This is a genomic window from Bradyrhizobium sp. JR3.5 (genome assembly GCF_054057015.1).
In genome coordinates this window covers 3,752,964-3,778,681 of record NZ_JBSRYV010000002.1, presented here as the reverse complement: position 1 = coordinate 3,778,681, position 25,718 = coordinate 3,752,964, and the positions used below count along the sequence as shown (strand labels likewise).

General features: G+C 64.6%; 19 protein-coding genes, 1 tRNA gene and 4 pseudogenes. 14 read left to right on the top strand and 10 right to left on the bottom strand.

Annotated elements, in window-relative coordinates:
• Positions 1-255: 255 nt before the first annotated feature.
• A tRNA-Thr gene (locus ACVWW1_RS34900) sits at positions 256-330 on the top strand.
• A gap of 324 nt (positions 331-654) precedes the next feature.
• On the top strand, positions 655-1,848 hold the full coding sequence (locus tag ACVWW1_RS34895) for a hypothetical protein (protein WP_456659005.1): 1,194 nt from the start codon (positions 655-657) through the stop codon (positions 1,846-1,848).
• 175 nt (positions 1,849-2,023) lie between these two features.
• Here the strand turns inward: ACVWW1_RS34895 and ACVWW1_RS34890 are convergent, their stop codons facing one another.
• The gene (locus tag ACVWW1_RS34890) at positions 2,024-2,149 is read right to left on the bottom strand and encodes a hypothetical protein (protein WP_456659004.1); all 126 of its coding nucleotides are present in this window, start codon (positions 2,147-2,149) and stop codon (positions 2,024-2,026) included.
• A 202-nt stretch (positions 2,150-2,351) separates the two neighbouring features.
• On the opposite strand from ACVWW1_RS34890, the gene ACVWW1_RS34885 reads away from it, so the two are divergent.
• The 6 genes and pseudogenes from ACVWW1_RS34885 to ACVWW1_RS34860 all read left to right on the top strand — a co-directional run bounded on the left by ACVWW1_RS34885 (position 2,352) and on the right by ACVWW1_RS34860 (position 12,267).
• On the top strand, positions 2,352-2,672 hold the full coding sequence (locus ACVWW1_RS34885) for a hypothetical protein (RefSeq protein WP_456659003.1): 321 nt from the start codon (positions 2,352-2,354) through the stop codon (positions 2,670-2,672).
• A gap of 247 nt (positions 2,673-2,919) precedes the next feature.
• A complete protein-coding gene (locus ACVWW1_RS34880; RefSeq protein WP_456659002.1) occupies positions 2,920-3,666 on the top strand; it encodes an outer membrane protein in 747 nt (248 codons plus the stop codon).
• 222 nt (positions 3,667-3,888) lie between these two features.
• Entirely contained in the window at positions 3,889-6,033 is a 2,145-nt protein-coding gene (locus ACVWW1_RS34875) for a methyl-accepting chemotaxis protein (RefSeq protein ID WP_456659001.1), read from the top strand.
• Positions 6,034-6,164: 131 nt separating this feature from the next.
• Entirely contained in the window at positions 6,165-7,229 is a 1,065-nt protein-coding gene (locus ACVWW1_RS34870; RefSeq protein WP_456659000.1) for an MBL fold metallo-hydrolase, read from the top strand.
• 183 nt (positions 7,230-7,412) lie between these two features.
• Positions 7,413-8,642 carry a 5-aminolevulinate synthase gene (hemA, locus tag ACVWW1_RS34865; RefSeq protein WP_456658999.1) on the top strand — a complete coding sequence of 410 codons (1,230 nt, stop codon included), beginning with the start codon at positions 7,413-7,415 and terminating at the stop codon, positions 8,640-8,642.
• A 114-nt stretch (positions 8,643-8,756) separates the two neighbouring features.
• A pseudogene (locus tag ACVWW1_RS34860) lies at positions 8,757-12,267 on the top strand (PAS domain-containing hybrid sensor histidine kinase/response regulator).
• A gap of 37 nt (positions 12,268-12,304) precedes the next feature.
• Here the strand turns inward: ACVWW1_RS34860 and ACVWW1_RS34855 are convergent.
• Entirely contained in the window at positions 12,305-13,483 is a 1,179-nt protein-coding gene (locus ACVWW1_RS34855) for a beta-propeller fold lactonase family protein (RefSeq protein WP_456658998.1), read from the bottom strand.
• Between the two features lie 183 nt (positions 13,484-13,666).
• A pseudogene (locus ACVWW1_RS34850) lies at positions 13,667-14,342 on the bottom strand (response regulator).
• A gap of 356 nt (positions 14,343-14,698) precedes the next feature.
• Here ACVWW1_RS34850 and ACVWW1_RS34845 point away from each other — a divergent pair.
• Positions 14,699-16,328 (top strand): annotated as a pseudogene (locus tag ACVWW1_RS34845) (MFS transporter).
• A 78-nt stretch (positions 16,329-16,406) separates the two neighbouring features.
• Here the strand turns inward: ACVWW1_RS34845 and ACVWW1_RS34840 are convergent.
• From ACVWW1_RS34840 to ACVWW1_RS34830, 3 genes are all read right to left on the bottom strand, one after another.
• Entirely contained in the window at positions 16,407-16,883 is a 477-nt protein-coding gene (locus ACVWW1_RS34840) for a secondary thiamine-phosphate synthase enzyme YjbQ (RefSeq protein WP_176533909.1), read from the bottom strand.
• A gap of 172 nt (positions 16,884-17,055) precedes the next feature.
• Positions 17,056-17,565: a hypothetical protein gene (locus ACVWW1_RS34835; protein ID WP_176533910.1), complete on the bottom strand. Its 510-nt coding sequence runs from the start codon at positions 17,563-17,565 to the stop codon at positions 17,056-17,058.
• Between the two features lie 13 nt (positions 17,566-17,578).
• Complete coding sequence (locus tag ACVWW1_RS34830) at positions 17,579-18,220, bottom strand: 2-hydroxychromene-2-carboxylate isomerase (RefSeq protein ID WP_176533911.1); 642 nt, start codon at positions 18,218-18,220, stop codon at positions 17,579-17,581.
• A gap of 276 nt (positions 18,221-18,496) precedes the next feature.
• Between ACVWW1_RS34830 and ACVWW1_RS34825 the strand changes: the two genes are divergently transcribed.
• From ACVWW1_RS34825 to ACVWW1_RS34805, 5 genes are all read left to right on the top strand, one after another.
• On the top strand, positions 18,497-18,868 hold the full coding sequence (locus ACVWW1_RS34825; protein ID WP_092123093.1) for an AtpZ/AtpI family protein: 372 nt from the start codon (positions 18,497-18,499) through the stop codon (positions 18,866-18,868).
• 72 nt (positions 18,869-18,940) lie between these two features.
• Positions 18,941-19,690 (top strand): F0F1 ATP synthase subunit A, encoded by a 750-nt coding sequence (locus ACVWW1_RS34820; protein WP_456658997.1) that lies wholly within the window; start codon positions 18,941-18,943, stop codon positions 19,688-19,690.
• Positions 19,691-19,745: 55 nt separating this feature from the next.
• Positions 19,746-19,976: a F0F1 ATP synthase subunit C gene (locus tag ACVWW1_RS34815; protein ID WP_016847054.1), complete on the top strand. Its 231-nt coding sequence runs from the start codon at positions 19,746-19,748 to the stop codon at positions 19,974-19,976.
• Between the two features lie 113 nt (positions 19,977-20,089).
• The gene (locus tag ACVWW1_RS34810) at positions 20,090-20,656 is read left to right on the top strand and encodes a F0F1 ATP synthase subunit B (RefSeq protein WP_456658996.1); all 567 of its coding nucleotides are present in this window, start codon (positions 20,090-20,092) and stop codon (positions 20,654-20,656) included.
• A gap of 3 nt (positions 20,657-20,659) precedes the next feature.
• The gene (locus ACVWW1_RS34805) at positions 20,660-21,145 is read left to right on the top strand and encodes a F0F1 ATP synthase subunit B family protein (RefSeq protein WP_456658995.1); all 486 of its coding nucleotides are present in this window, start codon (positions 20,660-20,662) and stop codon (positions 21,143-21,145) included.
• A 107-nt stretch (positions 21,146-21,252) separates the two neighbouring features.
• On the opposite strand, the gene ACVWW1_RS34800 is transcribed toward ACVWW1_RS34805, so the two are convergent.
• From ACVWW1_RS34800 to thrC, 4 genes and pseudogenes are all read right to left on the bottom strand, one after another.
• Positions 21,253-21,900, bottom strand: a complete 648-nt coding sequence (locus tag ACVWW1_RS34800) for a hypothetical protein (protein WP_456658994.1) — start codon at positions 21,898-21,900, stop codon at positions 21,253-21,255.
• 165 nt (positions 21,901-22,065) lie between these two features.
• A complete protein-coding gene (locus tag ACVWW1_RS34795) occupies positions 22,066-22,653 on the bottom strand; it encodes a GNAT family N-acetyltransferase (protein WP_092123083.1) in 588 nt (195 codons plus the stop codon).
• A gap of 212 nt (positions 22,654-22,865) precedes the next feature.
• Positions 22,866-24,155: a M16 family metallopeptidase gene (locus ACVWW1_RS34790; RefSeq protein ID WP_456658993.1), complete on the bottom strand. Its 1,290-nt coding sequence runs from the start codon at positions 24,153-24,155 to the stop codon at positions 22,866-22,868.
• Positions 24,155-25,571 (bottom strand): annotated as a pseudogene (gene thrC, locus ACVWW1_RS34785) (threonine synthase). Before thrC ends, ACVWW1_RS34790 begins: the two are co-directional and overlap by 1 nt.
• Positions 25,572-25,718 lie beyond the last annotated feature (147 nt).

Here is a 25,718-nt window from a genome sequence, read left to right as displayed (position 1 = left end):
GCGCACCCTGCCCGGTCGGCCAGTTGCGCCAGGCGGCATGATTCGGCGGCTGGGCGAAATCCGGCTTCCCGGCACGATCGGAACCCAATCGGACCGGAATCGGCCGGATTGGGCAGAATCACCGGCGAAGAATGTCAGTTTCTGCCGATTTCATCGGCAGCCGGGGCGCTGTTTCGCTTGCGCGAAGGGGAGGCCTGTGGCAAGAACCGCCCGCTTGGACGGGCCCATCGGGCCGATTCAATTTTTCCCGGGCATGCTGCCGTAGCTCAGTGGTAGAGCACTCCATTGGTAATGGAGAGGTCGACAGTTCAATCCTGTCTGGCAGCACCAGGATCTTCGTCGCAGAGCAACTGAACCAAGCACCAGCCATCCCCGCCAATCTGGAAGATCCCCGGCGCGCGCGAAGCGTCAGAGGTGACGACCGTCGAGTGCCCGCGACTGCTCCGGTGACCCTGACCGTCCGGCCCCTGGCCCCTCACGCGCGGGCTGCTTCATCTGCCGATCTCGTCACAGGCCGGACCAAGTCCTGACGTTCCCCTGATCGCCTAATCTACTTTTGGTTGATTTTCGGCCAGAGCCATACTTCTATGGAGCTACTGTTACTTGTCGAATTTTCAAAGCTCCACAGCACCACATTGAATTGGGAGATATCACGTGCGCATCAAAATTTTGCTGCCGGCGGCCGTTGCGCTGTTGGCATCGTCGTCCGCATTTGGCTTTGACTTGGGAGATGTCGAGCGTGCATCCGGCTCGCCGCCGGTCATAAGACCCTTCGACGGCCCCAAGGACGTCTTCCAGTACGATCTCAAGGTCCGCAATCTCTGCGACGATCCGCAGAGCCTGAACAATGTGGCGTCCAGTTGGGTCGGGGCGAAGCGAACCGGCAACATATTCCAGGATGGATTCAATATTCACGACAAGTCTGTGGCCCTGGCGGCCGTAGTGACCTTCCCGAACGCCAAGAGCAACGAGACCAAGCAGGTCAAAGTGCCGATCATCGCGAAGGCCAACTTCGGCGACACCCAAATTCAGAACTGCGAAGGCACCATCATCACCGACGTTCCGGCCAACACCAAAATAAGGATGCACTTCGAGTACAAGCAGTCGGACACCATTCGATTCAATGACCCGACGAAGTTTGTGAGCGGCATTACGTCAGTCGGCGCAAGTGCCGTCGCACTGGGGTCGCTGGCCACGGGCACCGGGGGTATTGGAGCGACGGTCGTCCCTGTCGTCTCCTATCTGCAGAAAAACAGCAACGCCATCGCCACGCTCAATAGCGGCGTGAACTCGATCATGGAGTCGTTTGCCGAAACCAAATCGCCCGATCCCAAGCAGTACGAGATCAGATCAACCGCCAGCAACATCAGCTACAGGAGCGGCCGAACCACCGTGATCTCGATCGACAAGATCGTCCATGGGAGCGGGTTGGATATTGATGGCCTGAACGGCTGGTCGGGGGTCGATGGCGCTTTTTCCGACCGGTACGGCGAGCTTCAGAACCAGTTCAACAATGCCCAGAATGCGGTCGATTCTCCCTGGTCGGGCAACCTGCCGAAGTTCTGCGCGAAGCTGAGGGCCTATGTGGACGGCGCGACCAAGGGGGACCGGTTCGCCTCGGCTCTCGGTATCGGGTTTCACGCCTTCTACAATTCGACGGATTATGGCGGGAAAACCTGCCTGAACTCCTGGGACATCGCGGCCCTGAAGGCGCACCATTTTGCTCCGCCGTTCCCCGATGCCTGGCCGACGAATGCGACCCCATCCGGACCTGTGGTGGCAACGCGGTCGCCGCCGAAGCCGACCGGCAAGTCAGCCCGGCTGGCCGGCGCTCTCGCCTCCCGCTGACGGCCTGAATCCATCCTGTCGGCGCCGGACCCAGGCGCCGGCAGGATATCGCTTCCGGCTCTCGGGGAACGCAAAGAAAAGCAACGATCTGGTTCCCGCAGCCGTGGCCGGCCTGCGCGACGATGCGACCGCGCCACCGCTGTGGCCATTCGCCCTCGCCTGCCCTTTCCGCGAATCAATGCGCGAGCAGCAGGCCGACGCCGCCGATCGTCAGCGCGACGTAGACCGCGAACACACTGCCGACCCATTTCCAATCGATCTGTGCGTGTTCGGGGCTCAGGCTTTCGATGATGCCGTGCATGGTGGTTTCCTTCGAGAAGCGTTTCGAGCGAAGTGGGTACCGGTTCGCGTGAAGAAAACGCGTCAAAACAAGAATCCAGAGCCCCGTTCCGATTCAATCGGAATGGAAAAGGCTCTAGAAGTCGCATGCTCGGCGTATAGACCTCGCCTCGAGCACGTCATGTGACTCACTTCACATTTGCCACCGCGGAGCGGACCCAAGAGTGACCGGCCCAGAACTAAGAAAATTGCGCGACCATCTCGGCGAGGCACTCGGCCGCAAGCTGACGGCGGCGGACATGGCGAAGCTGTGCGGGTTGCCGGCGGCCGGCGGCGCCGAAAAGCTCCGCAAATGGGAAGTCACCGGTCCGACCCCGAAGGTCGCGGTGCTGCTGCGCGTGCTGGCGATGGCGAGCGAGCACTATCCAATCCTGGAGAAGTTCGACGTGTTCGATCGCCACGACGTTCCGGTCAAGGAACGCGCCGCGCGCCGCGAAGCGTTCCGCGAGCAGATCCGCGACGACGTGCGCAGGCGGCTCGATTGAGCAGCGTCCCGATGAGCCGATGCGGCTTGGTTAACGGGAGACGCGCGCCGTGCGCGGCGCGTTAAGCCTTCCGTCACTCCGCTTTAAGCGTTCGTTAGGCACAACAAAAATCGTTTCGCTGCAAAGGGTGCGACTTAACGCTCCAAGCCGTCTTTCGGTGAGAAATTTTATTCAAATGCGGTCTAACCCCTCGGGCATGGATGGCGCCACTCACGCTGCGCCTCATGACTTGTCCGGAGACTGCCTTATGAAGACGTTCCTGCTCGCAACCGCAGCCGCAGCGGCCGCCCTCGCTGCCTTTGGCGCGACCGCTCACGCCGCCGACTTCAACCGCGGCTATTACCAGAAGGCGCCCGCGCCTGTTTACGCCGCGCCGCTCTACAACTGGACCGGCTTCTATCTCGGCGGCCATCTCGGCGGCGTGTTCTCGGGCAGCAACAACGCCTTCAACGGCCTCGCGCTGACCAATTCCGATGCCCGCTTCATGGGCGGCGTGCAGGCCGGCTACGACTGGCAGCTGTCGCCGATGTGGGTGATCGGCGTCGAAGGCCAGTATTCCTGGCTCGGCGGCCACCAGCTCAACGCGATCTTCCCGGGCGGCTACGCCTACAACAACAACCAGCGCGGCATCGGCTCGATCACCGGTCGTGTCGGCTACACCTGGGGCCCGGGCATGATCTACGTGAAGGGCGGCTACGCCTATTCCGACAACAACGAGACGGTGACGCTCGGCGGCGCGCCGGTCGGCTTTGCGCTCACCGACAACCACAGCAACGGCTGGACCATCGGCGGCGGCGCCGAATACATGTTCGCGCCGAACTGGTCGGCCAAGGTCGAGTACCAGTACTACGACTTCGGCGACAGCCGCTTCACCGCGCCGGCCGCGCTGGTGCCGGCCGGCAGCTTCCACAATGACGAGCACACCGTGAAGGCGGGCCTCAACTACCGCTTCAACCTCGGCAACCTCGGCGGCCCCGCCTACGGCCGCTACTGAAGCTGCCGATCACCACAACCAAGAGTGGAAAGGCCGGCTGACGCCGGCCTTTTTGCGTCCGATCGCGCGCACCGATTCCGCACAGCGAACCAAGCCGGTGCGCGGAAGCCCCGAAAAATCCGGCAGATCGTCGCAATTTTCCCGATTTTGTTAACCCGCCGCACCGATACTCCCGCGCCGGGGAAACATCCAAGAGTAGTGGTGACGGGGGATACGGGGGCAATGGCGTTTCGGTTCAAGCTCGGCAAACTCAATCTCAAGCGCATCCGCCTGCCGCAGATGGGCGTCAGGGGCAGCCTGTTCGCGGCGTTCGCCGTGATCGCGGGCATGGCGCTGGTGATCAGCGCAGGCGCCGGCATCGTGCTGCATCGGCTCGGCGGCACCATGAGCGATCTCTCCGGCCGCGACATTCCACGGCTTGCCGCGAGCCTGCAGCTATCCGCGCAGAGCGCCTCGCTCGCAGCCCAGGGTCCCGGCCTGCTCGCCGTGCAGAGCGAGGATGCGCTGAACGAGCGCACCAAGAAAGTGCAGGAGGTCGCGCAGCAGACCAACGCCAAGCTTGGCGAGATCATCGAGCTCGGCGCCGACAAATCCGTCGTCAGCGCGCTGCAGGAAAACGTCAAGAACACCGACGAGGCGACCAAGAGCCTGATCTCGGCGGCGCGCGAGCGGCTCGAGGTCGGCGCGCTGCGCGACAAGCAGTACAACGCGCTGCGCAAGGCGCAAGGCGCCTTCGCCTCCGCAGCCGGTCCCGCAATGCTCGACGCGCAGACCCGGCTCAACGCCATCCTCGCCTCGGCCGAGGTTTCCGCCGACGACGCCACCGAAGCGGCCCGCACCGTCGGGCAGATCAGCAACGTGCTGTCCATCGGCAATCTGATGGCCGCCGACATGACCGCGGCGCTGTCGGCCAATTCCAGCGAGACGCTCGATGCGATCGAGGCGGAGTTCAAGAAGGGCCGCGAACGCATCAAGTCGAACCTCGACGATCTGCCGAACAATCCGGCAATCGTCGCCGTGCGCGACACCGCACAAAAGCTGCTCGTGCTCGGCGAAGGCAAGACCGGCGTGTTCAAGGTCCGCCAGAAGGAGCTCGACTCGATCGATTACGGCCAGACCATCCTGGAGGAGACCCGCAAGCTCAATGTCGGGCTCGGCATCAGCGTCCAGCAGCTGGTCGATGCGGTCCAGAAGGAGACCGACGCCTCGACATTCCAGGCGCGGCAGCAGATCTCGCTCGCGACCACCGTCATGATCGGCCTCGGGGCGCTGACCTTGGTCGGCTCGTTCCTGTTCGTCTGGCTCTATGTCGGGCGCAACATCCTGCGCCGCATCCGCGGCCTGCAGCGCTCGATGCAGTTGTTGTCCGATGGCGACCTCGACACCGAGATCCCGCAGAGCCGCCAGCGCGACGAGATCGCCGTGATGGCCGACGCGCTGCAGGTGTTCCGCGAGAGCATGATCGAGAGCCGCGAGCTCACCGAGAACCAGAACAAGGACCGCTCCGCCAAGGCGGAGCGCGCCTCGCGCATGGAGACGCAGATCACGACGTTCGAATCGACGGTCCGCAACGCGCTCGGGAGCCTGCAGACCGCGGCGAACTCGATGCAGTCGACCGCGCAGAGCATGTCGGCGACCGCCGACCAGTCGAGCGCACTGGTCAACGCGGTGGCCTCGGCCGCCGAGGAGACCTCGGTCAACGTGCAGACGGTCTCGGCCGGCACCGAGGAGCTGTCGTCGTCGATCTCCGAGATCGGCCGCCAGGTCGTCACCTCGGCGGAGATCGCCCGCAAGGCGGTCGAGGAAGCCAGCGCCACCGACACCACCATGCAGGGGCTTGCCGACAATGCCGCACGCATCAGCGTCGTGGTCGACCTGATCCAGACCATCGCCTCGCAGACAAATCTGCTCGCGCTCAACGCCACCATCGAGGCGGCGCGCGCCGGCGAGGCTGGGCGCGGCTTTGCCGTCGTCGCCTCCGAGGTGAAGAACCTGGCGAGCCAGACCGCGAAAGCGACCGAGGAGATCCGCCAGCAGATCGTCAGCATGCAGGAGGTGACGACGACGGCGGTCACCGCGATCCGCAACATCTCGAGCACGATCGGCGAGATCAACGACGTCACAACCGCGATCGCCGCCGCGGTCGAGGAGCAGGGCGCGGCGACCCGCGAGATCGCCCGCAACATCCAGCATGCCGCCGGCGGCACCAGCGAGGTGTCGAGCAACATCGTCGGCGTCTCGACCGCCTCGGCCGAGGCCGGCGCCGCGGCCGGCGAAGTACTCAGCGCCTCGGACGCGCTGCGCCGCGAGGCCGACGTGCTGCGCTCCGAGATCGACGGCTTCCTGTCGAACATCCGCGCCGCTTAGCAACGCCTCTGTGCGATCCGTAGCCCGGCTTGATCCGGGCTACGGAATTCGGGTGCAATTCCACCCATTCTCCGGACGACTATCTGATTTTTCGGCTGGCGCGGCGGCCCGGGTCCCGCTAAGTCGGTAGCATGCATACGAAGACCGACAGCCTTCCCTCTTCGGCGGAGGCATTGCGATACCCCTGGGAGAACCATCCCGGCCACGACCAGGTCGTCGAGGTGGCTCCCGGCGTGCTGTGGGCGCGGCTGAAGCTGCCGTTCCGCCTCAACCATGTGAACATCTATCTGCTCGCCGACGGCGACGGCTGGACCATGGTGGATGCCGGCTTCGGCAATGAGGAATCGATCGCGGCCTGGACCACGCTGTTCGAGGGCCCGCTGAAGCACGTCAAGGTCAGGCGGCTGATCGTGACGCATTCGCATCCCGACCATGTCGGTCTCGCCGGCTGGATCACCGAGCGCTTCGACTGCCCGCTGTTCATGTCGCAGGTCGAATACCTGCAATCGGTCTATCACCAGAACCGCGGCACCGAGGAACGGCGCAACGCGCAGCGGCTGTTCTTCCGCCGCCACGGCATGGATGAGGACCTGACCGAGAAGCTGCTCGGCCGCGGCCAGGACTACCTGAAGCGCGTGTCGGTGCTGCCGCCGTCCTACCACCGCCTCACCCATGGCGACGAGGTCGTGATCGGCACGCGGCGCTTCAAGGTGATCACCGGCGGCGGACACGCGCTCGACCAGGTGATGCTGTATTGCGCGGCCGACAAGCTGTTCCTGTCCGCCGACCAGGTGCTGAGCAAGATCTCGCCCAATGTCAGCGTCTGGGCGGTCGAGCCGGAGCAGAACTCGCTCGGCGAATATCTGGCCTCGCTGGCCAGCCTGACCACCACCCTGCCCTATGACGTGATGGTGCTGCCCGGCCACGGCGTGCCGTTCTACGGGCTGAAGACCCGGATCAAGCAGCTCGCCGATCACCATGAGGAGCGCTGCCGGCTGATCGCCGAGGCCTGCCGCGAGGTGTCGCAGACCTCCAAGGAACTGGTCCCGGTGGTGTTCCACAAGCACGTGCTGGACGAGCACCAGATGGGCTTCGCCGCCGGCGAGCTGGTCGCCCATGTCAATTACATGCTGGTCGAGGGCCGCCTGACAGCCGAAATGCACGACGACGGCATGCTGCGCTTCAAGACGACCTGAGACCGGCCGGGCCCGTAATGCCCCGGGCAATTTGACCGAAATCAAGCCGGATAGACGGCCGCTAGGGCAATTTGCCCAACTGTCGCGCATGCCCGGATGTGGGCCAATGCATGGACATGAGAGCTGGAAAAGCTCTAAGAAGAGGCAGCTTTTCCGGTCAGGTTCCGCTTTCTGGGTTCGCCGATGAATTACAGCCAGTTCTTCCAAACCGCCCTCAACCGCCTGCATGACGAGCGGCGCTATCGGGTGTTCGCCGACCTCGAGCGGATCGCGGGACGCTTCCCGCACGCGACCTGGCATTCGCCGAAGGGCAGCCGCAACGTCGTGATCTGGTGCTCCAACGACTATCTCGGCATGGGCCAGCACCCCAAGGTGGTCGGAGCCATGGTCGAGACCGCTACCCGCGTCGGCACCGGCGCCGGCGGCACCCGCAACATCGCGGGCACCCATCATCCGCTGGTGCAGCTCGAAGCGGAGCTCGCCGATCTCCACGGCAAGGAAGCCTCGCTGCTGTTCACCTCGGGCTATGTCTCGAACCAGACCGGCATCTCGACGCTCGCCAGGCTGATTCCGAACTGCCTGATCCTGTCGGACGCGCTGAACCACAATTCGATGATCGAGGGCGTGCGCCAGGCCGGCTGCGAGCGCCAGATCTTCCGCCACAACGACGTCGCGCACCTCGAAGAGCTTTTGATCGCCGCCGGCCCCGACCGGCCGAAGCTGATCGTCTGCGAGAGCCTTTACTCGATGGACGGCGACGTCGCACCGCTCGCCAGGATCTGCGATCTCGCCGAGAAGTACGGCGCCATGACCTATGTCGACGAGGTGCATGCGGTCGGCATGTACGGCCCTCGCGGCGGCGGCATTGCCGAGCGCGACGGCGTGATGCACAGGATCGACGTGCTCGAAGGGACGCTTGCGAAAGCGTTCGGCTGCCTCGGCGGCTATATCGCGGGCCGCGCCGAGATCATCGATGCGGTGCGTTCCTACGCGCCGGGCTTCATCTTCACCACCGCGCTGCCGCCGGCGATCTGCTCGGCCGCCACCGCTGCGATCCGCCATCTGAAGACCTCGAACTGGGAGCGCGAGCGCCACCAGGACCGCGCCGCCCGCACCAAGGCGATCCTGACCGCCGCCGGGCTGCCTGTGATGTCGAGCGACACCCATATCGTGCCGCTGTTCGTCGGCGATCCCGAGAAATGCAAGCGCGCCTCCGACCTGCTGCTGGAGGACCACGGCATCTACATCCAGCCGATCAACTATCCGACGGTCGCCAAGGGCAGCGAGCGGCTGCGCATCACGCCCTCGCCCTACCATGACGACGGCCTGATCGACGCGCTGGCCGAGGCCCTGCTCCAGGTCTGGGACCGGCTCGGCCTGCCCCTGCACCAGAAGTCGCTGGCCGCCGAGTAACCCTATCCTTTCCTACCCTCGAATTTGGGCCGGCCGTGCATCGCACGGCCGGTCCTTTGCGTTATAATCCTGGCACCCGGCCATTCCTGCGGCCGGGACAGGAGGTGAGCAGCGATGCTGCACGACTGGGGCGTCATCGCCACGGCGTTCGCCTACATCGGATTGTTGTTCTTCATTGCCAGCCGCGGCGACCGCAGGTCGGCGGGTGGGCGCGGCCGTGCCAGCCAGTGGATCTATCCGCTGTCGCTGGCGATCTACTGCACCTCCTGGACCTTCTTCGGCTCGGTCGGCTTCGCCACCCGCACCAGCGTCGACTTCCTGGCGATCTATGTCGGCCCGATCGTGATGATCGGGCTGTGCACCCCGCTGCTCCGTCGCGTCATCGCGCTCGCGAAGTCGCAGAACATCACCTCGATCGCCGACTTCATCGCCGCGCGCTACGGCAAGAGCCAGGCGGTAGCAGCCACCGTGGCGCTGATCGCGATCATCGGCTCGGTGCCCTACATCGCGCTGCAGCTCAAGGCGATGGCCTCATCGCTGGAAACCATCCTGAGCGAGGATCAGGCGTTCTCGAAAATCCCGATCATCGGCGACATCGCGCTGATGGTGACGCTGGCGATGGCGGTGTTCGCGGTGCTGTTCGGCACCCGCCACACCGACGCGACCGAGCACCAGCACGGCCTGATCCTGGCGATCGCCGCCGAATCCATCGTCAAGCTGGTCGCCTTCATCGCCGCCGGCGCCTTCGTCACCTTCTGGATGTTCTCCCCGGTCGAGCTCTACGAGCGCGCCCTGAAGACGCCGGAAGCGGTGCGCGCGATCGAATATGTGCCCTCGATCGGCAACTTCCTGATCATGACGCTGCTGTCGTTCTGCGCGATCATGCTGCTGCCGCGCCAGTTCCATGTCAGCGTGGTCGAGAATTCGACTGGCGCCGAAGTCAGCCGGGCACGCTGGCTGTTCCCGCTCTACCTCGTCGCCATCAATATCTTCGTGATTCCGATCGCGATCGCGGGCCTCGTCATCTTCCCGTTCGGCGCGGTCGATGCCGACATGTTCGTGCTGGCGCTGCCGATCGAGGGCAATTCGCAGCTGCTGAGCCTCGCGGTCTTCGTCGGCGGGCTGTCGGCGGGGACCGCGATGGTGATCGTCGAATGCGTCGCGCTGTCGATCATGGTCTCCAACGACATCGTGCTGCCGCTGGTGCTGCCGCGCAGCGACGACGCCCGCGCCGGCCAGAAGGACTTTGGCGACTTCCTGCTGAAGGCGCGCCGCTTCTCGATCTTCGCCATCATGGTGATGGCGTATTTCTACTATCGCGCGCTCGGCAACACCCAGCTGGTCGCGATCGGCCTGCTGTCCTTTGCCGCGATCACCCAGCTCGCGCCGGCGTTTTTCGGCGGCCTGTTCTGGCGCCGCGCCACCGCACGCGGCGCCATGGCGGGCATGCTGGTCGGCTTCGCGATGTGGCTCTACACGCTGTTCATCCCGAGCTTCCTGGAAAACTCGACCACCGGCCTGATGCTGCTGCAGCATGGGCCGTTCGGGATCGAGGCACTGCGGCCGCAGGCGCTGTTCGGCGCCGATTTGCCGCCGCTGCTGCACGGCGTGCTGTGGAGCCTTGCGCTCAACATCCTCACTTACGTCGTGTTCTCGCTGGCGCGCGCGCCGTCCGCGATCGAGCTGTTGCAGGCCGACGTGTTCGTGCCCAACGCGCTGGCCCCGATCGCGCCGAGCTTCCGGCGCTGGCGCACCACGGTGACGGTGCAGGACATCGAGAGCACGGTGACGCAATATCTCGGCCCCGACCGCACCCGCGAGGCGTTCGCCTCGTTCGCCGTCGACCGCAACGTCGTGCTGCTGGCCTCGGCACCGGCCGATTTCGAGCTGCTGCAGCACGCCGAGCGCCTGATCGCGTCCTCGATCGGCGCGGCGTCCTCGCGCCTCGTGATGTCGCTGCTGCTGCAGCGGCGGACGGTGTCGGCGAAGGCCGCGCTGAAGCTGCTCGACGACTCGCACGCCGCGCTGCATTTCAACCGCGAGATCCTGCAGACCGCGCTCAATCACGTGCGCCAGGGCATCGCGGTGTTCGACGCCGATTTGCAGCTGATCTGCTCCAATCGCCAGTTCTCCGAATTGGCTCGCGCTGCCGCCGCATCTGGTGCAGCTCGGCATACCCTTGCCCGAGATCCTCGAATTCATGGGCGCGATCAGTCCGCCGCCGGCCGGTGACAGCGACAACCTGCTGCAACTGCGGCTGCGCGCCTACACCACCGAGGGCGAGCCCTATCTGGAACGCTTTACCGATCGCCATCTGGTGATCGAGGTGCGCGCCAACCGCATGCCGGGTGGCGGCCTCGTCATCACCTTCTCCGACGTCACGCCGAGCTTCGAGGCCGCGGAGGCGCTGGAGCGCGCCAATGCGACGCTGGAAAAGCGCGTCCGCGACCGCACCGAGGAGCTGACGCGGCTGAACTCGGAACTCGCGCTCGCCAAGGGCATCGCGGAGGACGCCAACGCCTCCAAGACGCGTTTCCTGGCGGCGGCCAGCCACGACATCCTGCAACCACTCAATGCGGCGCGCCTCTATGTCACGAGCCTGGTCGAACGCCAGAACGGCGGCGAGGATTCGCGCCTGGTCGAGAACATCGACGACTCGCTCGAGGCGATCGAGGACATCCTGGGCGCACTGCTCGATATCTCGAGGCTCGATGCCGGCGCCATGACGCCGGCGATCACGAGCTTCCGGATGGCCGATCTGATGCGCTCGCTGGAGATCGAGTTCATGCCGATCGCCCGCGACAAGGGCCTCGATCTGCGCTTCGTGGCCTGCTCGCTGCCGGTCGAATCCGACCGCTCGCTGCTGCGCCGGCTGTTGCAGAACTTCATCTCCAACGCGATCAAATATACCCCGCGCGGCCGCGTGCTGGTCGGCTGCCGCCGCCGCGGCGATACGCTGCAGATCAGCATCTTCGATACCGGCGTCGGCATTCCCGTGCAGAAGCGCGGCGAGATCTTCAAGGAATTCCATCGCCTCGAGCAGGGCGCCCGGATCGCCCGCGGCCTCGGTCTCGGCCTGTCGATCGTCGAGCGGCTGGCGCGCGTGCTCGACCACCGCATCGCGATATCGGCCAATGTGAGCGGCGGCTCGGCATTCTCGGTCACCGTGCCCGTCGCCACCGCCGTCAACCATACCGCGGCGGTCACCAGCGCCACGCCGCTGTCGAAGACGCCGATGAGCGGCTCACTGATCGTCTGCATCGAGAACGATCCCGCCATTCTCGACGGCATGAAGACGCTGCTGACGGCGTGGGACGCCGAGGTGATCGCGGTGCTCGATGCCGACGGCGCGATCACCGCGATCGAAGCCGCCGGCGGCCGCGTCACCGGCGTGCTGGTCGACTATCATCTCGACCGCGGCAACGGCATCGCTGCAATCCGCGAGATCCGCCGCCGCTTCGGCGACGGCATTCCGGCGATCCTGATCACCGCCGACCGCAGCCCCGCGGTGCGCTTGGCCGCGCGCGAGGAAAACATCGCGGTGCTGAACAAGCCGGTCAAGCCGGCCTCGCTGCGCGCCCTGCTCGGACAATGGCGCACCCAGCAGATGGTGGCGGCGGAGTGAGCGCAGCGCGCAAACCGGGCGCGCGTCGAACGTCGGTTTAATTCGGTCCCATTCTGGCCGACGCCGGATGCCCCGGCACCTGAAAGCGCTTGCCTGTGTCGGTGACGTTCGTTCCGTCGACCTTGAGGATCGAGAAGTCCTGGCTGAGGTAGTTCCCCACCAGGACGTATTTTCCGTCGGGCGTGAAGACCGCAGCCTCAGGCAATCCGCCGACCTCGATATCTCCCGTCTTGGTCACTTTCTTGCCGTCGATCTTCAGGACTGAGACGCTGCCGTTCTTGTCGTAGAAGAACGCATTCTTCATGTTCGAGCCGCGCAGGATCACCGAGACCGCGATATCCCCCTTCGGACTGACGGCAAGCCCCTCCGGCCCGTCGCCGACCACCACGCGGTCAATGATGCGCGGCGGCTTCGCTTCGAGATCGATGATGCTGGTCGTGTCGACGCTGCCGTCCGACGCGCCTGCATTGCCATTGTCCGAGGTCAACGCGATCTGGCCGTTCGGAGTCACGGCCACGTTGTAAGGCCATTGGCCGGTCGGCAAGTCTATCTTGGCGTAAGTGACCTTGTCGCCGGCGATATCAAGCACCGATATCTTGTGCGCGGGAAAACGCGCGACCAGCGCGCGCTTGCCGTCTGGCGCGAACGCGACATGCGCGACACTGTCGGGCATCGATACGGTGTCGGTGATCTTGACGTCAGTGCCGTTGACCGAAAGTACGCTGATCGAATTGTCCCCGCGATTGGCGACCAACGCCATTTTGCCGTCGGGACTGAAACTCACCCCTGACGGCTGCTTTCCCCCGGTAAGGGTCGCTGCCAGCTTCGGCGGGGTCGCCTTGAGATCGATGACATAGATCTTGTTGTCCGGCACCTGCTTGAGGACGTCGGCCTCTTTCACGACGTCGACCGAATCGGCGACCAGAGCCACTGTCCCGGTCGGATCGATAGCGACGTTGACCGGAGGGCCGACCACCGAGTTCTTCAATGGGAGTGCAGCCGCAATCTTCGGATTCTCGGGATCGGCGAGATCGACGATCAGCACTTGATCCTTGCCGGGCGCTGACAGCACCGGCTTGCCGTCGTCGTCCCACAACAGCTTCTCGTCCAGGCCGACGATCATCAGGGGCTTGGCCTGAGCCCAGTTGAAAAAGCCGGCACCGAGAAGGATTGCCGCAGCCAGAGACAATCCGGCGGCACGAGTTGCAGACATCATGGCGTTCTCCCCAAAAGCACACGGCCTCTCACGGGCCGATGCCGGGCAGGATACTCGGTTTTCGACCGAGGCGCACCTTGAGTGGGGAGTTGGATGGATTGGCGGACGCTTGCTATCGGACGCAGCCGCTCCACCCGTCGGATCGCAATGCCGCGACGCGAACCAGCAATGGAGTTGCGGGGACTACGTCGACGGCGTGCCCTGGCGCCACTGGCCGCCGGCGATCTTGGCGGCGGCGATCACGGCCTGGGTGCGGCTTTCGACGCCGAGCTTCTGCAGGATGGCCGAGACATGGGCCCTTGATGGTCGCTTCGGAGACGCCGAGCTCGTAGGCGATCTGCTTGTTGAGCAGCCCTTCGGACAGCATCATCAGCACCCGCACCTGCTGCGGGGTCAGCGTCACCAGGCGGTCGCGCAGCCGCGTCATGTCGGGATCGCCGGCCGCCGACAGATCGGTGTCCGGCGGAACCCAGACGTCGCCCTCCATCACCTTCAGGATGGCGTCACGCAGCGTCTCGACGCCGAAGCGCTTGGGGATGAAACCGGAGGCACCGAAATCGAGCGAGCGGCGGATGGTTCCGGCATCGTCACTGGCGGAGACGATGACCACTGGAATCGCCGGATACTGCGCCCGCAGATAGATCAGGCCGGAAAAGCCGCTGATCCCAGGCATGCTCAAATCGAGCAGGATGAGGTCGACCTCGGAGTCTCGTTCCAACAGCGCGGTCAGGTCCTCGAACGATCCGGCCTCGCTGATCGTGGCCGAACTCACGACGCTCGACACCGCCTGGCGTAACGCATCGCGGAACAGCGGATGGTCGTCGGCGATGACAAGATGAGTATTGGCAGCAGCAGTCATCTCAGTCCCACAAGCGGGCTTTGGCAAGCCCGCGCCGTTCGGTTGTCGCCCGCGCGGCAGTATCACGCAAGCCCTTGATAATACCAGATGCCAACGCAGTTAACCCGCCGAGCTTGTGCGCCGCAACAGACGCGCGCGGGGGACGTTTCCATCCAACTTACGCCTTCAAAGATAAGTTCAAGCGTGCAAAAGCCAAAAGTCTTATTGGGACGGATTTCACTGCGATGTTACCCTCGATTTAAGCCTAAGGCCCATTCGGGTCCAACCCGCCAGCCGGGGGCGAGCATGGCAGCAATAATTCGGGGGGAGCAATCCAGATGTCCACTATGACTGCAACTTCGGCGCGGCCCGCCGGCATGACGAAGGATGAGCGTTTCGTCATCCTGGCGTCGTCGCTCGGCACCGTGTTCGAGTGGTACGACTTCTATCTCTACGGGTCACTGGCCAGCATCATCGGCGCGCAGTTCTTCTCCGACTATCCGCCGGCGACCCGCGACATCTTCGCGCTGCTGGCCTTCGCCGCGGGCTTTCTGGTTCGCCCGTTCGGCGCGATCGTGTTCGGCCGGGTCGGCGACATCGTCGGTCGCAAATACACCTTCCTCGTCACCATCCTGATCATGGGCCTGTCGACCTTCATCGTCGGCCTGCTGCCCAGCGCCAAGACCATCGGCATCGTGGCGCCGATCATCCTGATCTCATTGCGCCTCCTGCAGGGCCTCGCGCTCGGCGGCGAGTATGGCGGGGCGGCGACCTACGTCGCCGAGCACGCGCCAAACGGCAAGCGCGGCTATTACACCTCCTTCATCCAGACCACCGCAACGCTCGGACTATTCCTGTCCCTGCTGGTGATCCTGTTCACGCGTAGCCTCACCGGCGAAAAAGACTTCGCGGACTGGGGCTGGCGTATTCCGTTTCTGGTGTCGGTGCTGCTGCTCGGCATCTCCGTCTGGATCCGGCTGCGGCTGAACGAATCGCCGGTGTTCCAGCGCATGAAGGACGAGGGCAAGAGCTCGAAGGCGCCGCTGACGGAGGCCTTCGCCAACTGGGGGAACGCCAAGATCGTGATCCTGGCGCTGCTCGGTGGCACCATGGGTCAGGGCGTGGTGTGGTACACTGGCCAGTTCTATGCGCTGTTCTTCCTGCAATCGATCCTCAAGGTCGACGGCTACACCGCGAACCTCCTGATCGCCTGGTCATTGCTGTTCGGCACCGGCTTCTTCATCGTATTCGGTGCGCTCTCCGACCGGATCGGACGCAAGCCGATTATCCTGGCGGGCTGCGCGATCGCGGCGCTGACCTTCATTCCGATCTTCAAGATGATCTCCTCCAACGCCAACCCCGCGCTGGAAAAGGCGATCGAAACGACCAAGGTCGAGGTGGTTGCCGATCCCGCAGGCTGCGGCGACCTGTTCAACCCGGTCGGCACCCGCGTGTTCACCGCGCCCTGCGACACTGCCCGCGCCTTCCTCGCCCAATCGTCGGTCAAATACTCGACGACTAATGGCGCGGCCGGCTCCGGCGTGAAGGTCGTGGTCAACGGCAAGGACGTCTCCTACCCCAACGCCAAGGACGGCAACGCGGCGATCACCACCGCCATCGCGGCAGCCGGCTATCCCAAGGCCGGCGACCCCGGGATCGTCAAGATGGCGCACCCGTTCGACATCTTCCGTCCGCAGATCGCGGCCGTGATCGGCTTGCTGTTCATCCTGGTGATCTTCGTCACCATGGTCTACGGTCCGATCGCCGCGATGCTGGTCGAGCTGTTCCCGACCAAGATCCGCTACACCTCGATGTCGCTGCCCTATCACATCGGTAACGGCTGGTTCGGCGGGTTGTTACCGGCGACCGCGTTCGCGATCGTGGCTTCGACCGGCGATATTTACGCCGGCCTCTGGTACCCGATCATTTTCGCAGCGATCACCGCGGTGGTCGGTCGGTGCGATCTTCCTGCCGGAAACCAAGGACGTCGACATCAGCAAGACCTGACCGGCTGACCCAGACCTTTCGACGAACCGGCCGCGGAGCGATCCGCGGCCGGTTTCGTTTTTCGTGTGTAATTCGCGATCAGGCTCTGGCAGCACCGATGAATTGCAGCACGATCTCGCGCCGGTGCGGGTGGGCACGATGCTCGATCAGATAGATGCCCTGCCAGGTGCCGAGCGCCATCTCGCCATCGAGCACCGGGACCTGCAGCGAGGTCGCCGTCAGCATGGTCTTGATGTGCGCCGGCATGTCATCGGGGCCTTCAGCGTCGTGACGCCAGCCGCCGTCTTCGGGCGCCGCGCGATCGAGCGCCGTCATCAGATCGACCAGCACCGTGGGATCGGCATTCTCCTGGATCGTCAGCGAGGCCGAGGTGTGACGGATGAACAGCGTCACCGCACCCTCGCCGGCGCGCACCTCGCGCAGGAAATTTGCGACCTCGCGCGTGATGTCCGTGAAGCCGGCGCCGGACGTTTCGACCGTCAGGCGCGACGAGGCGATGTTGGTCGCTGCGACCGAGGATGGCGCCGAGCGCGACATTGTTCTCGCTGAATTCATCTGTACTTTCTCGACACGTCGTCCCGGCCTAGTGCGCAATTGCGCACGGGGGCCGGAGCCATAACCACCGATGTTCATTGGTTACGCGAGACATCGACTCCGAGCCGTCGAAGTCGAAAGGCCGCAGCGTATGAGTCCCGGCCTTCGCCGGGACGACTTTGTGCAAACAACATCAAATCTTGCCGCCATTGACGTCGCGCTGCACGCGGTTGGCCATCTCGATCAGCCGCCGCCAAGCCCGCTCGACGAACGACATCATGCGATCCATGTCGCGGTCGCTCGGCAGCGGAATCTCGATCTTGCGCTCGCCCTCGGCGACCTTCGGCTCAGCCTTCTTCAACGAATCCGATTTCGGCAACGCCTCGTCGGTCTTGGCCGATGGTGCGCGCGCGGCGAGCTCGCCTTTCAGCTTGTCATTGTCGGCCTGCAGGCGGCCGATCTCGGCATCCAGCGCCGCCCGCTCGTCGGGCACCATGTAACAGGCCCAGCCGGCGCTGGAATTGGTGCAGGTCGACACCGCGCCGGTGCGGGTGTCGAGCCGCAGGAAGCCATCGCCGGCCGGTGACAACGCATAGCGGCCGTTCTCGGTATCGGGCGCGGTTTGCGCAAGCGCCGCGCCGCTTGAGATCAGGATGGCAACGATTGCGATGGACAATTTCGAGGACGACATCGCGATGGGCATGGCTTGCTCCGCCTCAACCTGATTCCTGCCCCTCAACCACAGAGCTATAGGGCTTGCGGCCAGACTTCAACGCGTCCTCGAGCAATTCGATCCGGTCCTGCCCCCAGAACACCTCGCCATCGAGCACATAGCCGGGCGAGCCGAACACGCCGGCGTCCAATGCATTCTGGCGATTCTGCTCATAGGCCGCGCTGATCGCATCGGAGCCCGAGCGCTCCACCAGCTGCCGGCCGGGCAAGCCTGCATCGTCGGCGAGCTTCACCAGCGTCGCAGCATCGGCAAGATTGAGCTCAAGCTCCCACACCGCGGGATAGGCGCGTTGCAGGAACGGCTCGGGGTCGAGGCCGGCCTCGAGCAGCGCGATTACGACGCCATCGGCAAGCCGCCCATTGAACGGCCAATTGGCCGGCTGCAGGTGAAAATTCAGCCCGCGCTTGTCGCGCCAGCGCTGCAACTCGATCATCCGGTAGCGCTGCCGCACTGGATGGCGCTGGGCGAGCGGCAGCCCGCCGGTCTCCGAAAACAAATCGACCAGCAGCACGGGCCGGTAATTAACCTTGAGATCGTAAGTGCTTACGAGCCGCACGAAGGGCTTGTGACCGATATAGGCCCAAGGCGATTGCAGCGAGAAGTAGTAATCGATCTGGCGTGACATGCGGAACCTTGACTGCATGAGAGGATAAGGACTTTCGGCGATCCCAGCAGAGCCGGAAATGCCAGGCAACATCGCTTCAAAGCATACAAGCTGTTGCACTGCGAACACTGCGTCACTCTGACCTTGAATATCTCCAAATAAATCCAGCAGAATCAAAGCAATAACTGGTTACGACGCAATCTTGACTTGATTAGACGCGGTAAGTATGGTCCGCGCGGCTTTTGACGGGGACGGGCGCAATTTCCATCATCCGCGGCTTCGGTTAGTGTTTGCAGCATGGCTGAGAACACCAACGACGGCGCAGGTGGAAGTCGCGATCAATCGCCTCCTGACGAAGCTGCGCTTTCCGCAAGGCTCGGAAGTCTCGATCATCGGTTGTCAGAAATTCGCGACAGCCGCAGGAGCAAGACTGATCAATCCGGTACTGAAAGCGGGGACAGTGCCGCCAGAGCTTCGGCGATGGCGCTCGGTTTTCGTCTTTCCTCGGAGCTGATCGCGGGCGTTGCCGTCGGAGCGGCGATTGGCTGGGGATTCGACCGTTTGCTGTCGACGTCGCCATTCGGCTTCATCGTGTTAACGCTGCTCGGCTTCGTCGCCGGCGTGTTCAACGTGGTGAGGTCCGCGGGCGTGGCCTCGGGCAAGCGCTGAGCGCTGGCGGGAAGTCACGACATTTGAAATTCGATTACCGGCACGATGGCCGGTGGACCAAGAGCCGCGCGGATGAAAATCGACCCGATCCACCAGTTCAATATCGAGCCCCTCTTCACGCTCGGCCACATCGGCAATCACACGATCGCCTTCACCAATTCGTCGCTCTACATGTTCATCGCGGTGCTGCTGATTGCGCTGCTGATGCTGGCGAGCGGCCGGGAACTGATTCCGGGACGGCTGCAGTCGGTCGCCGAGATCTCCTACGAGTTCGTCGCCAGCACGGTTCGCGGCAACGCCGGTGCGGAAGGCATGAAGTTCTTCCCGCTGATCTTCTCGCTCTTCATGTTCATCTGCGTCTCGAACCTCGTGGGCATCATCCCCTACACCTTCACGATCGCGAGCCACCTGATCGTCACCGCGGCGCTGGCCCTGCTGGTGTTCTTCACGGTCCTGATCTACGGCGTCTACAAGAACGGCCTGAAATTCTTCAGCATCTTCGTCCCCCACGGCGTTCCGATCTACATCCTGCCGCTGGTCATGTTCATCGAGATCCTGTCGTTCTTCCTGCGGCCGGTCTCGCACAGCGTGCGTCTGTTCGCCAACATGCTGGCCGGACACATCGCGCTGAAGGTCTTCGCGGGCTTCGTCGCGATGCTCGGCTTCTCGCTGGGCGCTCTCGGCTGGTTCGGCGGCGTGCTGCCGCTGGCGCTCACAGTCGCGCTGTACGCGCTCGAACTGCTGGTCGCGTTCCTGCAGGCCTACGTGTTCGCGATCCTGACCTGCATCTACCTCAACGACGCCATTCATCCGGGACACTAAGCGGTCCGGGGAATCTCCACCCACCAATCTGTCTATCTTTCTCAAGGAGCTACAAATGGAACCGGCAGCAGCAAAACTTATCGGCGCGGGCATCGCGTGCATCGGCATGGGCGGTGCGGGCGTCGGCGTGGGCATCATCTTCGGCAACTACCTCGCCGCTGCGGTGCGTAACCCCTCGGCCGCTCAGGGCCAGTTCGGCAACCTGATCTTCGGCTTCGCCGTGACCGAAGCGCTCGGCATCTTCTCGCTGCTGATCGCGCTGCTTCTGCTGTTCGTTCCGCTCTGAGCGGCACCCCGGTTCCGCTTTAGCGGCAACCCGGTTCCGCTCTGGCGGTAACCCGTCGCGCCGCCCAAAGGTCATCTCAAGGGCGGCGCGCATGACAGCAACAGGAGAACACCGTGGCTGAGAGTCATGGCGAGGCAAAAGGCCAGAATGCCGGCGCCCACACCGAGGCCGATGGCGGACATCACGGCGGAACCTTTCCGCCGTTCGATTCCTCCAATTACGCCTCGCAGCTGGTGTCGCTGGCGATTGCATTTGTCGCGCTCTATCTGATCGTGTCGCGTATCGCCCTGCCGCGCGTCGGCGGGACGATCGATGCACGCCAGAACAAGATCGAGGGCGATCTGGCCGAGGCGCAGAAGCTGAAGGACGAGTCCGACGCGGCGCTGAAGGCCTATGAAACCGAGCTGGCGAATGCGCGCTCCAACGCGCAGGCGATCGGCAACGAGACCCGCGAGAAGCTGAACGCGGCCTCGGAAGTCGAGCGCAAGGCGCTGGAAGGGAAGCTGGCGGCAAAGCTCGCCGACGCCGAGAAGCAGATCGCAACGACCCGGACCAACGCCATGAGCAACGTCCGCGGCATCGCGGCGGATGCGGCCGGCGCCATCGTCCAGCAACTCGCCGGCGTCACGCCGGACGCGAATGCGGTCAACAGCGCCGTCGACGCGTCGCTGAAGGGATAGACGATGTTTTACGAACCGGAAACCTGGGTTGCGATCGCCTTCGTCATTCTGCTGGTCGTGTTCGGCTATCTCGGCGTCCATCGCACCCTGCTGACGGCGCTCGATCATCGTGCCGAGCGCATCAAGGCCGAGCTCTACGACGCCCGCCGTCTGAAGGACGAGGCCAACAAGCTGCTCGGCGAATACAAGGCGCGCCGCGCCAGCGCGGAGCGCGAGGCCGCCGACATCATCGCCAACGCCAAGGCCGAAGCCGAGCGAATCGCGGCTGAAGCCAAGGCCAAGATGGAAGATTTTGTCGCCCGGCGGACCAAGACCGCCGAAGGCAAGATCGCACAGGCCGAAGCACAGGCCGTGGCCGATGTGCGCGCCGCCGCGGCCAACGCCGCCGTGACCGCCGCCTCGACCATCCTGTCGCAGTCGGTCAAGGGCTCGGTTGCCGACGACCTCGTCGGCAAGGGCATCGCCGAAGTCCGCTCCAAGCTGAACTGACGCGATCACACTTCCTTCCGGAAAAGGCCGGCGTGAGATCATCGCGCCGGCCTTTTTCTTTGTTCCTGCTGCTTCTTATCGCACCGGCCCCGTCACGGCCGCCGCCGCTACTTCTTCTTGTGCGGCGCGCGCGGCTTGGGCTCCGGCTTCAGCGCCTGCGGATCGAAGCCGATATAGAAGATGTAATCGTCATTGTCCGCGGGCGACGGCGCCGGATAGACGACATCCTCGGCGACCAGGCTGAACGGGACGCTGCCGGTTTCGTCCATCTGCACCGTGGTGGTGTAGGCCTTGGTCGCGATGGTCCTCTCGCCGACACCGCCCTTCACCACGGCGACGCGCAACGGCACCTGGATGGTCGGCGGCGCGCCCGAGGGGCCGGCGATGACCCGCCCCTGGATACCGATCTTGGCCGTGATCTGGCCGCTGTTCAGATTGCATTGCCGCGCCGTGCGCGTGATCGAGGCCAGGAACTTGACGTCGTTGCCGACCGCTTCCTTGCCGGTCACGCCCACCGAATAGGTCGAGGCCCCGGAGCGGATCTGCACCGGCGGGCAGGTCAGCTCGGCGTCGGCGTCGTTGAGCGGCTGCGGCGCCGCCGGCGTCGCCGGCTTCGAATCGGACGAACCGCCGCCGAACAGGCTCTTGAAGCGGTCGCTCAGCGACTGCGCCGAGCTGGCCTCCGGCAGCAGGGTGGCACCGAGACCGATCGATACCGCCGCCGCGAGCGCGAACCTGATCACCCTGTCACCCATGCGATATCCCCAAAGCCTCCAAACCAGAGTTCCCGTTTCGCGGGCGTTATAGCAAGCCAATGGCGGCGAACCCAAGGCATGTTGAAACGGCATGTTGCAAAGGCATGTTGAAAGCATCCTGAAATGGCTCGGATAGGGCCCGCCATCAGCCAACAGGCTTAAGATTCAACCGCGGAAATCCTCGTGCAGCAGGCCGAACAGCAGGTGATCCTGCCAGATCCCGTTGATGCAGAGATAGCGCCGCGCCAGGCCCTCGCGGGTGAAGCCGCACTTCTCCAGCACGCGGATCGACGACGCATTGGAGGGAATGCAGGCCGCCTCGATGCGATGCAGGTTGAGTTCGCCGAACAGCGAGGGCAGCAGCACCCGCAGCGCCGTCGTCATGTAGCCGCGATGGGCGTGCGGCAGGCCGACCCAATAGCCGATCGTGCCGGCCTGCACGATGCCGCGGCGGACATTGGCGAGCGTGATACCGCCGATCATCACCCCGTCCGATTCGCGGAAGATGATGAACGGATAGGAGCGGTCGGCGGCGATATCCTCGCTGTAGCGGCGCAACCGGCGGCGGAAGCCGGCGCGGGTCAAGTCATCGGACGGCCAGATCGGCTCCCATGGCGTGAGATAGGCGCGGCTGGACTCGCGCAACTGCGCCCATTGCGGGAAATCCGACATTTGCGGCGCGCGAAGCAAAAGCCCGTGCCCCCGCGGCATCAGTGCAGCCGGTCCACCGGACGGCAAACGAAACAGGGCCATGGCCCAACACTCCCCCGACTTCTCCCTCGCCCCGCCCTTGCGGGGAGAGGGTCGGGGTGAGGGGTCTTACCGCAAATCCGATTTTGCGGCTCTACCCCTCACCCGAAGCCTTCGGCCATAGCCGAGGCTCCGCCTCGGCGTATGTCCGTCGACGGCCGCCGGTAGGCGGCCTACGCTCTCCCCGCAAGAGCGGGGCGAGGTGAACTTCAAAATTAGTGCAGCAGCGTCTTTGCCTTCGACTTCGTCAATCCTTCCGCAAAAGACACCGCCGTGTCCAGACCCCTGCCGCTGCCGAGTGCAACGACGGCGGGCCGGCTGCGCGACAGCAGCGCGCGGGCGGCGTTGCGGCTCGATTCGACCGAGACCGCGTCGATCCGCGCCACCAGCTCTTCCACCGTCTGCGGCCGGCCATAGGCTAGCACATGGCGTGCCAGCTGCTCGGCCCGGGATGAACAGCTTTCCAGCGCCATCAACAGGCCGGCCTTCATCTGCGCCTTGGCGCGGGCGACCTCGGCCTCGGTCAGGGTCTCCACCGCGTCATTGATGACGTCGACGATGACTTCCATCATTTCCGGCGCGTCGGCGGGATCGGTCCCGGTGTAGAGCCCGAAGAAGCCGGTGTCGGTGTAGGGGGCGTGGAAAGTGTAGATCGAGTAGCACAGCCCACGCTTCTCGCGCACCTCCTGGAACAGCCGCGACGACATCCCGCCGCCGAGCGTGTTGGTGAAGACCTGCAGCGAGAACAGCGACAGGTCGGTCTGCGGCACGCCTTCGAGCGCCAGCGTCAGATGCGCCTGCTCGAGATCGCGATGCACCACCCGCGAGCCGCCCTTGCCGAACATCGCAGGCTGCGGCTTCGGCGCCGGCGTGGCGTCGAAGCTCGCGAATTTCTCGGCGACGTCCTCGACGACGCGCTTGTGATCGACAGCGCCGGCTGCGGCGACCACCATGTCCGGGGCACGGTAATGCGTCGACAGATAGCCGCGCAGTGTGTCGCGGTTGAAGGCCTTCAGCGTCTTGGCGGTGCCGAGCAGCGAGCGGCCCATCGGCTGGTCCGGATAGCAGAGCTCGTTGAGATGCTCGAACACGACGTCGTCGGGCGTATCCTGCGCCGCGCCGATCTCCTGCACGATGACGCTCTTCTCGCGCTCCAGCTCGTCCGGCACGAAGGACGGATTGGCGAGGATGTCGGAGAGCACGTCGAGCGCCAGCGGCACGTCGGCCTTCATCACCCGCGCGTAATAGGCCGTGGTCTCGGTCGAGGTCCCGGCATTGAGGTCGCCGCCGACCGCCTCGATCTCCTCGACGATCTCGCGCGAGGAGCGTCGCGCGGTGCCCTTGAACGCCATGTGTTCCAGGAGATGCGAGATGCCGTGCTCGTTCGGCTTCTCGTCGCGTCCGCCGACGCCGGCCCAGACCCCGAGCGCCGCGGTCTCCAGATGCGGCATGGTGTCGGTGACGACGGTCAGGCCGCTCGCCAGCTTGGTGATTTCAACGCTCATCAGGCAACTCCCTGCTTGGCGGCACGGCTGACCGACAGCACGAAGCGCTCGACCTCGGCGGAATTGTTCTTCATCACAGTCATCTGTTCGGACTTGGTCATCAGGCTTCCGAGCCAGGCCGGCCAGCTGCGGACGCACCCCGCAGGCCGCCTCGACCGCATCGGGGAATTTGGCCGCATGTGCGGTCGACAGCACGATGTTCGGGATCTTGGAGTCCGAGGTGTCGCGGTCGGCGACCGCAAGCGCCACCGCGGTGTGGGGATCGACGAGATCGCCCGCCTCGCGCCAGGCGGCGCGGATCGCGGCCGCCGTCTCGGTTTCGTCGGCGCGGCCGGCGTCGAAATCGCGGCGCACCGCGGCCAGCGTCGCATCCGGCAGCACGAAGCGGCCGGACTGCTTCAGCGAGGCCATCAGGCGGCGAACCTGATCGGCGTCGCGGCCACTGGCCTCGAACAATAGCCGCTCAAAATTCGAGGACACCTGGATGTCCATCGACGGCGACGCCGTCGCGTGCACCTCGCGCACCTCGTAATTGCCGGTCTTCAGCGTGCGCGGCAGGATGTCGTTGACGTTGGCGGCAATCCGCAACCAGCGGATCGGCAGCCCCATCCGCTTCGCGACATAGCCCGCGAAGATGTCGCCGAAATTGCCGGTCGGCACCGTGAAATCCACCGTCCGCTGCGGCGCGCCGAGCGCGACCGCCGAGGTGAAATAATAGACCACCTGCGCCACGATGCGCGCCCAGTTGATCGAGTTGACGCCGGACAGCGCCACCTGGTCGCGGAAGCGATGGTTGTTGAACATCTCCTTCACCAGCGCCTGGCAATCGTCGAACGTGCCTTCGATCGCCAGCGCATGGACATTGGCCGCGCCGGTCGTCGTCATCATGCGGCGCTGCACCTCGGAGATGCGCCCGTTCGGGAACAGCACCACGAGGTCGACATTGTCGAGATTGGCAAAGGCTTCGACCGCGGCGCCGCCGGTATCGCCCGAGGTTGCGACCACGATGGTGGTGCGCTGCGCGCGCTTGGCCAGCACGTGATCCATCAGCCGCGAGATCAGCTGCATCGCGACGTCCTTGAACGCCAGCGTCGGCCCGTGGAACAGCTCGAGCAGGAACTGGTTCGGCCCGATCTGGTCGAGCGGCACCACGGCGGGATGGCGGAAGGTGGCATAGGCCTCGTTCGCCATGCGGCCGAGCTCGGCGTCGGAAATCTCGCCGGCGGCAAACGGCCGGATGATCTCGACCGCGACCTCCCAATAGGGACGGCCGAAGAAGGCGGCGATGGTCTCGGGCGACAATTGCGGCCACGTCTCGGGCACATAGAGCCCGCCGTCACGGGCAAGCCCGGTCAGCATCACATCGCAGAAGCCAAGCGCCGGAGCCTCACCCCGGGTCGAAATATACCGCGTCAAACCGCCCTCCAAAGGCTTCGATCAGAGCCTTAAGCCTTTGATATCATGGATTTATCGAGTTCGCCGCATGCGACCCGAAGTGGTCACCATAGAAGATCGGACCGGCAATGGGTAGCCCGAAGCGCGCGCCTCGGGGGAGCGCGGATT

Excerpts from the sequence above, each read along its gene's own strand:
- ACVWW1_RS34795 (WP_092123083.1), bottom strand. The coding sequence starts at position 22,653 with ATGGCCCTGTTTCGTTTGCCGTCCGGTGGACCGGCTGCACTGATGCCG.
- ACVWW1_RS34805 (WP_456658995.1), top strand. The coding sequence starts at position 20,660 with ATGTTTTACGAACCGGAAACCTGGGTTGCGATCGCCTTCGTCATTCTG.
- ACVWW1_RS34890 (WP_456659004.1), bottom strand. The coding sequence starts at position 2,149 with ATGCACGGCATCATCGAAAGCCTGAGCCCCGAACACGCACAGATCGAT.
- ACVWW1_RS34855 (WP_456658998.1), bottom strand. The coding sequence starts at position 13,483 with ATGATGTCTGCAACTCGTGCCGCCGGATTGTCTCTGGCTGCGGCAATC.
- ACVWW1_RS34820 (WP_456658997.1), top strand. The coding sequence starts at position 18,941 with ATGAAAATCGACCCGATCCACCAGTTCAATATCGAGCCCCTCTTCACG.
- ACVWW1_RS34840 (WP_176533909.1), bottom strand. The coding sequence starts at position 16,883 with ATGAATTCAGCGAGAACAATGTCGCGCTCGGCGCCATCCTCGGTCGCA.
- ACVWW1_RS34835 (WP_176533910.1), bottom strand. The coding sequence starts at position 17,565 with ATGCCCATCGCGATGTCGTCCTCGAAATTGTCCATCGCAATCGTTGCC.
- hemA (WP_456658999.1), top strand. The coding sequence starts at position 7,413 with ATGAATTACAGCCAGTTCTTCCAAACCGCCCTCAACCGCCTGCATGAC.
- ACVWW1_RS34790 (WP_456658993.1), bottom strand. The coding sequence starts at position 24,155 with ATGAGCGTTGAAATCACCAAGCTGGCGAGCGGCCTGACCGTCGTCACC.
- ACVWW1_RS34825 (WP_092123093.1), top strand. The coding sequence starts at position 18,497 with ATGGCTGAGAACACCAACGACGGCGCAGGTGGAAGTCGCGATCAATCG.
- ACVWW1_RS34875 (WP_456659001.1), top strand. The coding sequence starts at position 3,889 with ATGGCGTTTCGGTTCAAGCTCGGCAAACTCAATCTCAAGCGCATCCGC.
- ACVWW1_RS34830 (WP_176533911.1), bottom strand. The coding sequence starts at position 18,220 with ATGTCACGCCAGATCGATTACTACTTCTCGCTGCAATCGCCTTGGGCC.
- ACVWW1_RS34880 (WP_456659002.1), top strand. The coding sequence starts at position 2,920 with ATGAAGACGTTCCTGCTCGCAACCGCAGCCGCAGCGGCCGCCCTCGCT.
- ACVWW1_RS34800 (WP_456658994.1), bottom strand. The coding sequence starts at position 21,900 with ATGGGTGACAGGGTGATCAGGTTCGCGCTCGCGGCGGCGGTATCGATC.
- ACVWW1_RS34815 (WP_016847054.1), top strand. The coding sequence starts at position 19,746 with ATGGAACCGGCAGCAGCAAAACTTATCGGCGCGGGCATCGCGTGCATC.
- ACVWW1_RS34870 (WP_456659000.1), top strand. The coding sequence starts at position 6,165 with ATGCATACGAAGACCGACAGCCTTCCCTCTTCGGCGGAGGCATTGCGA.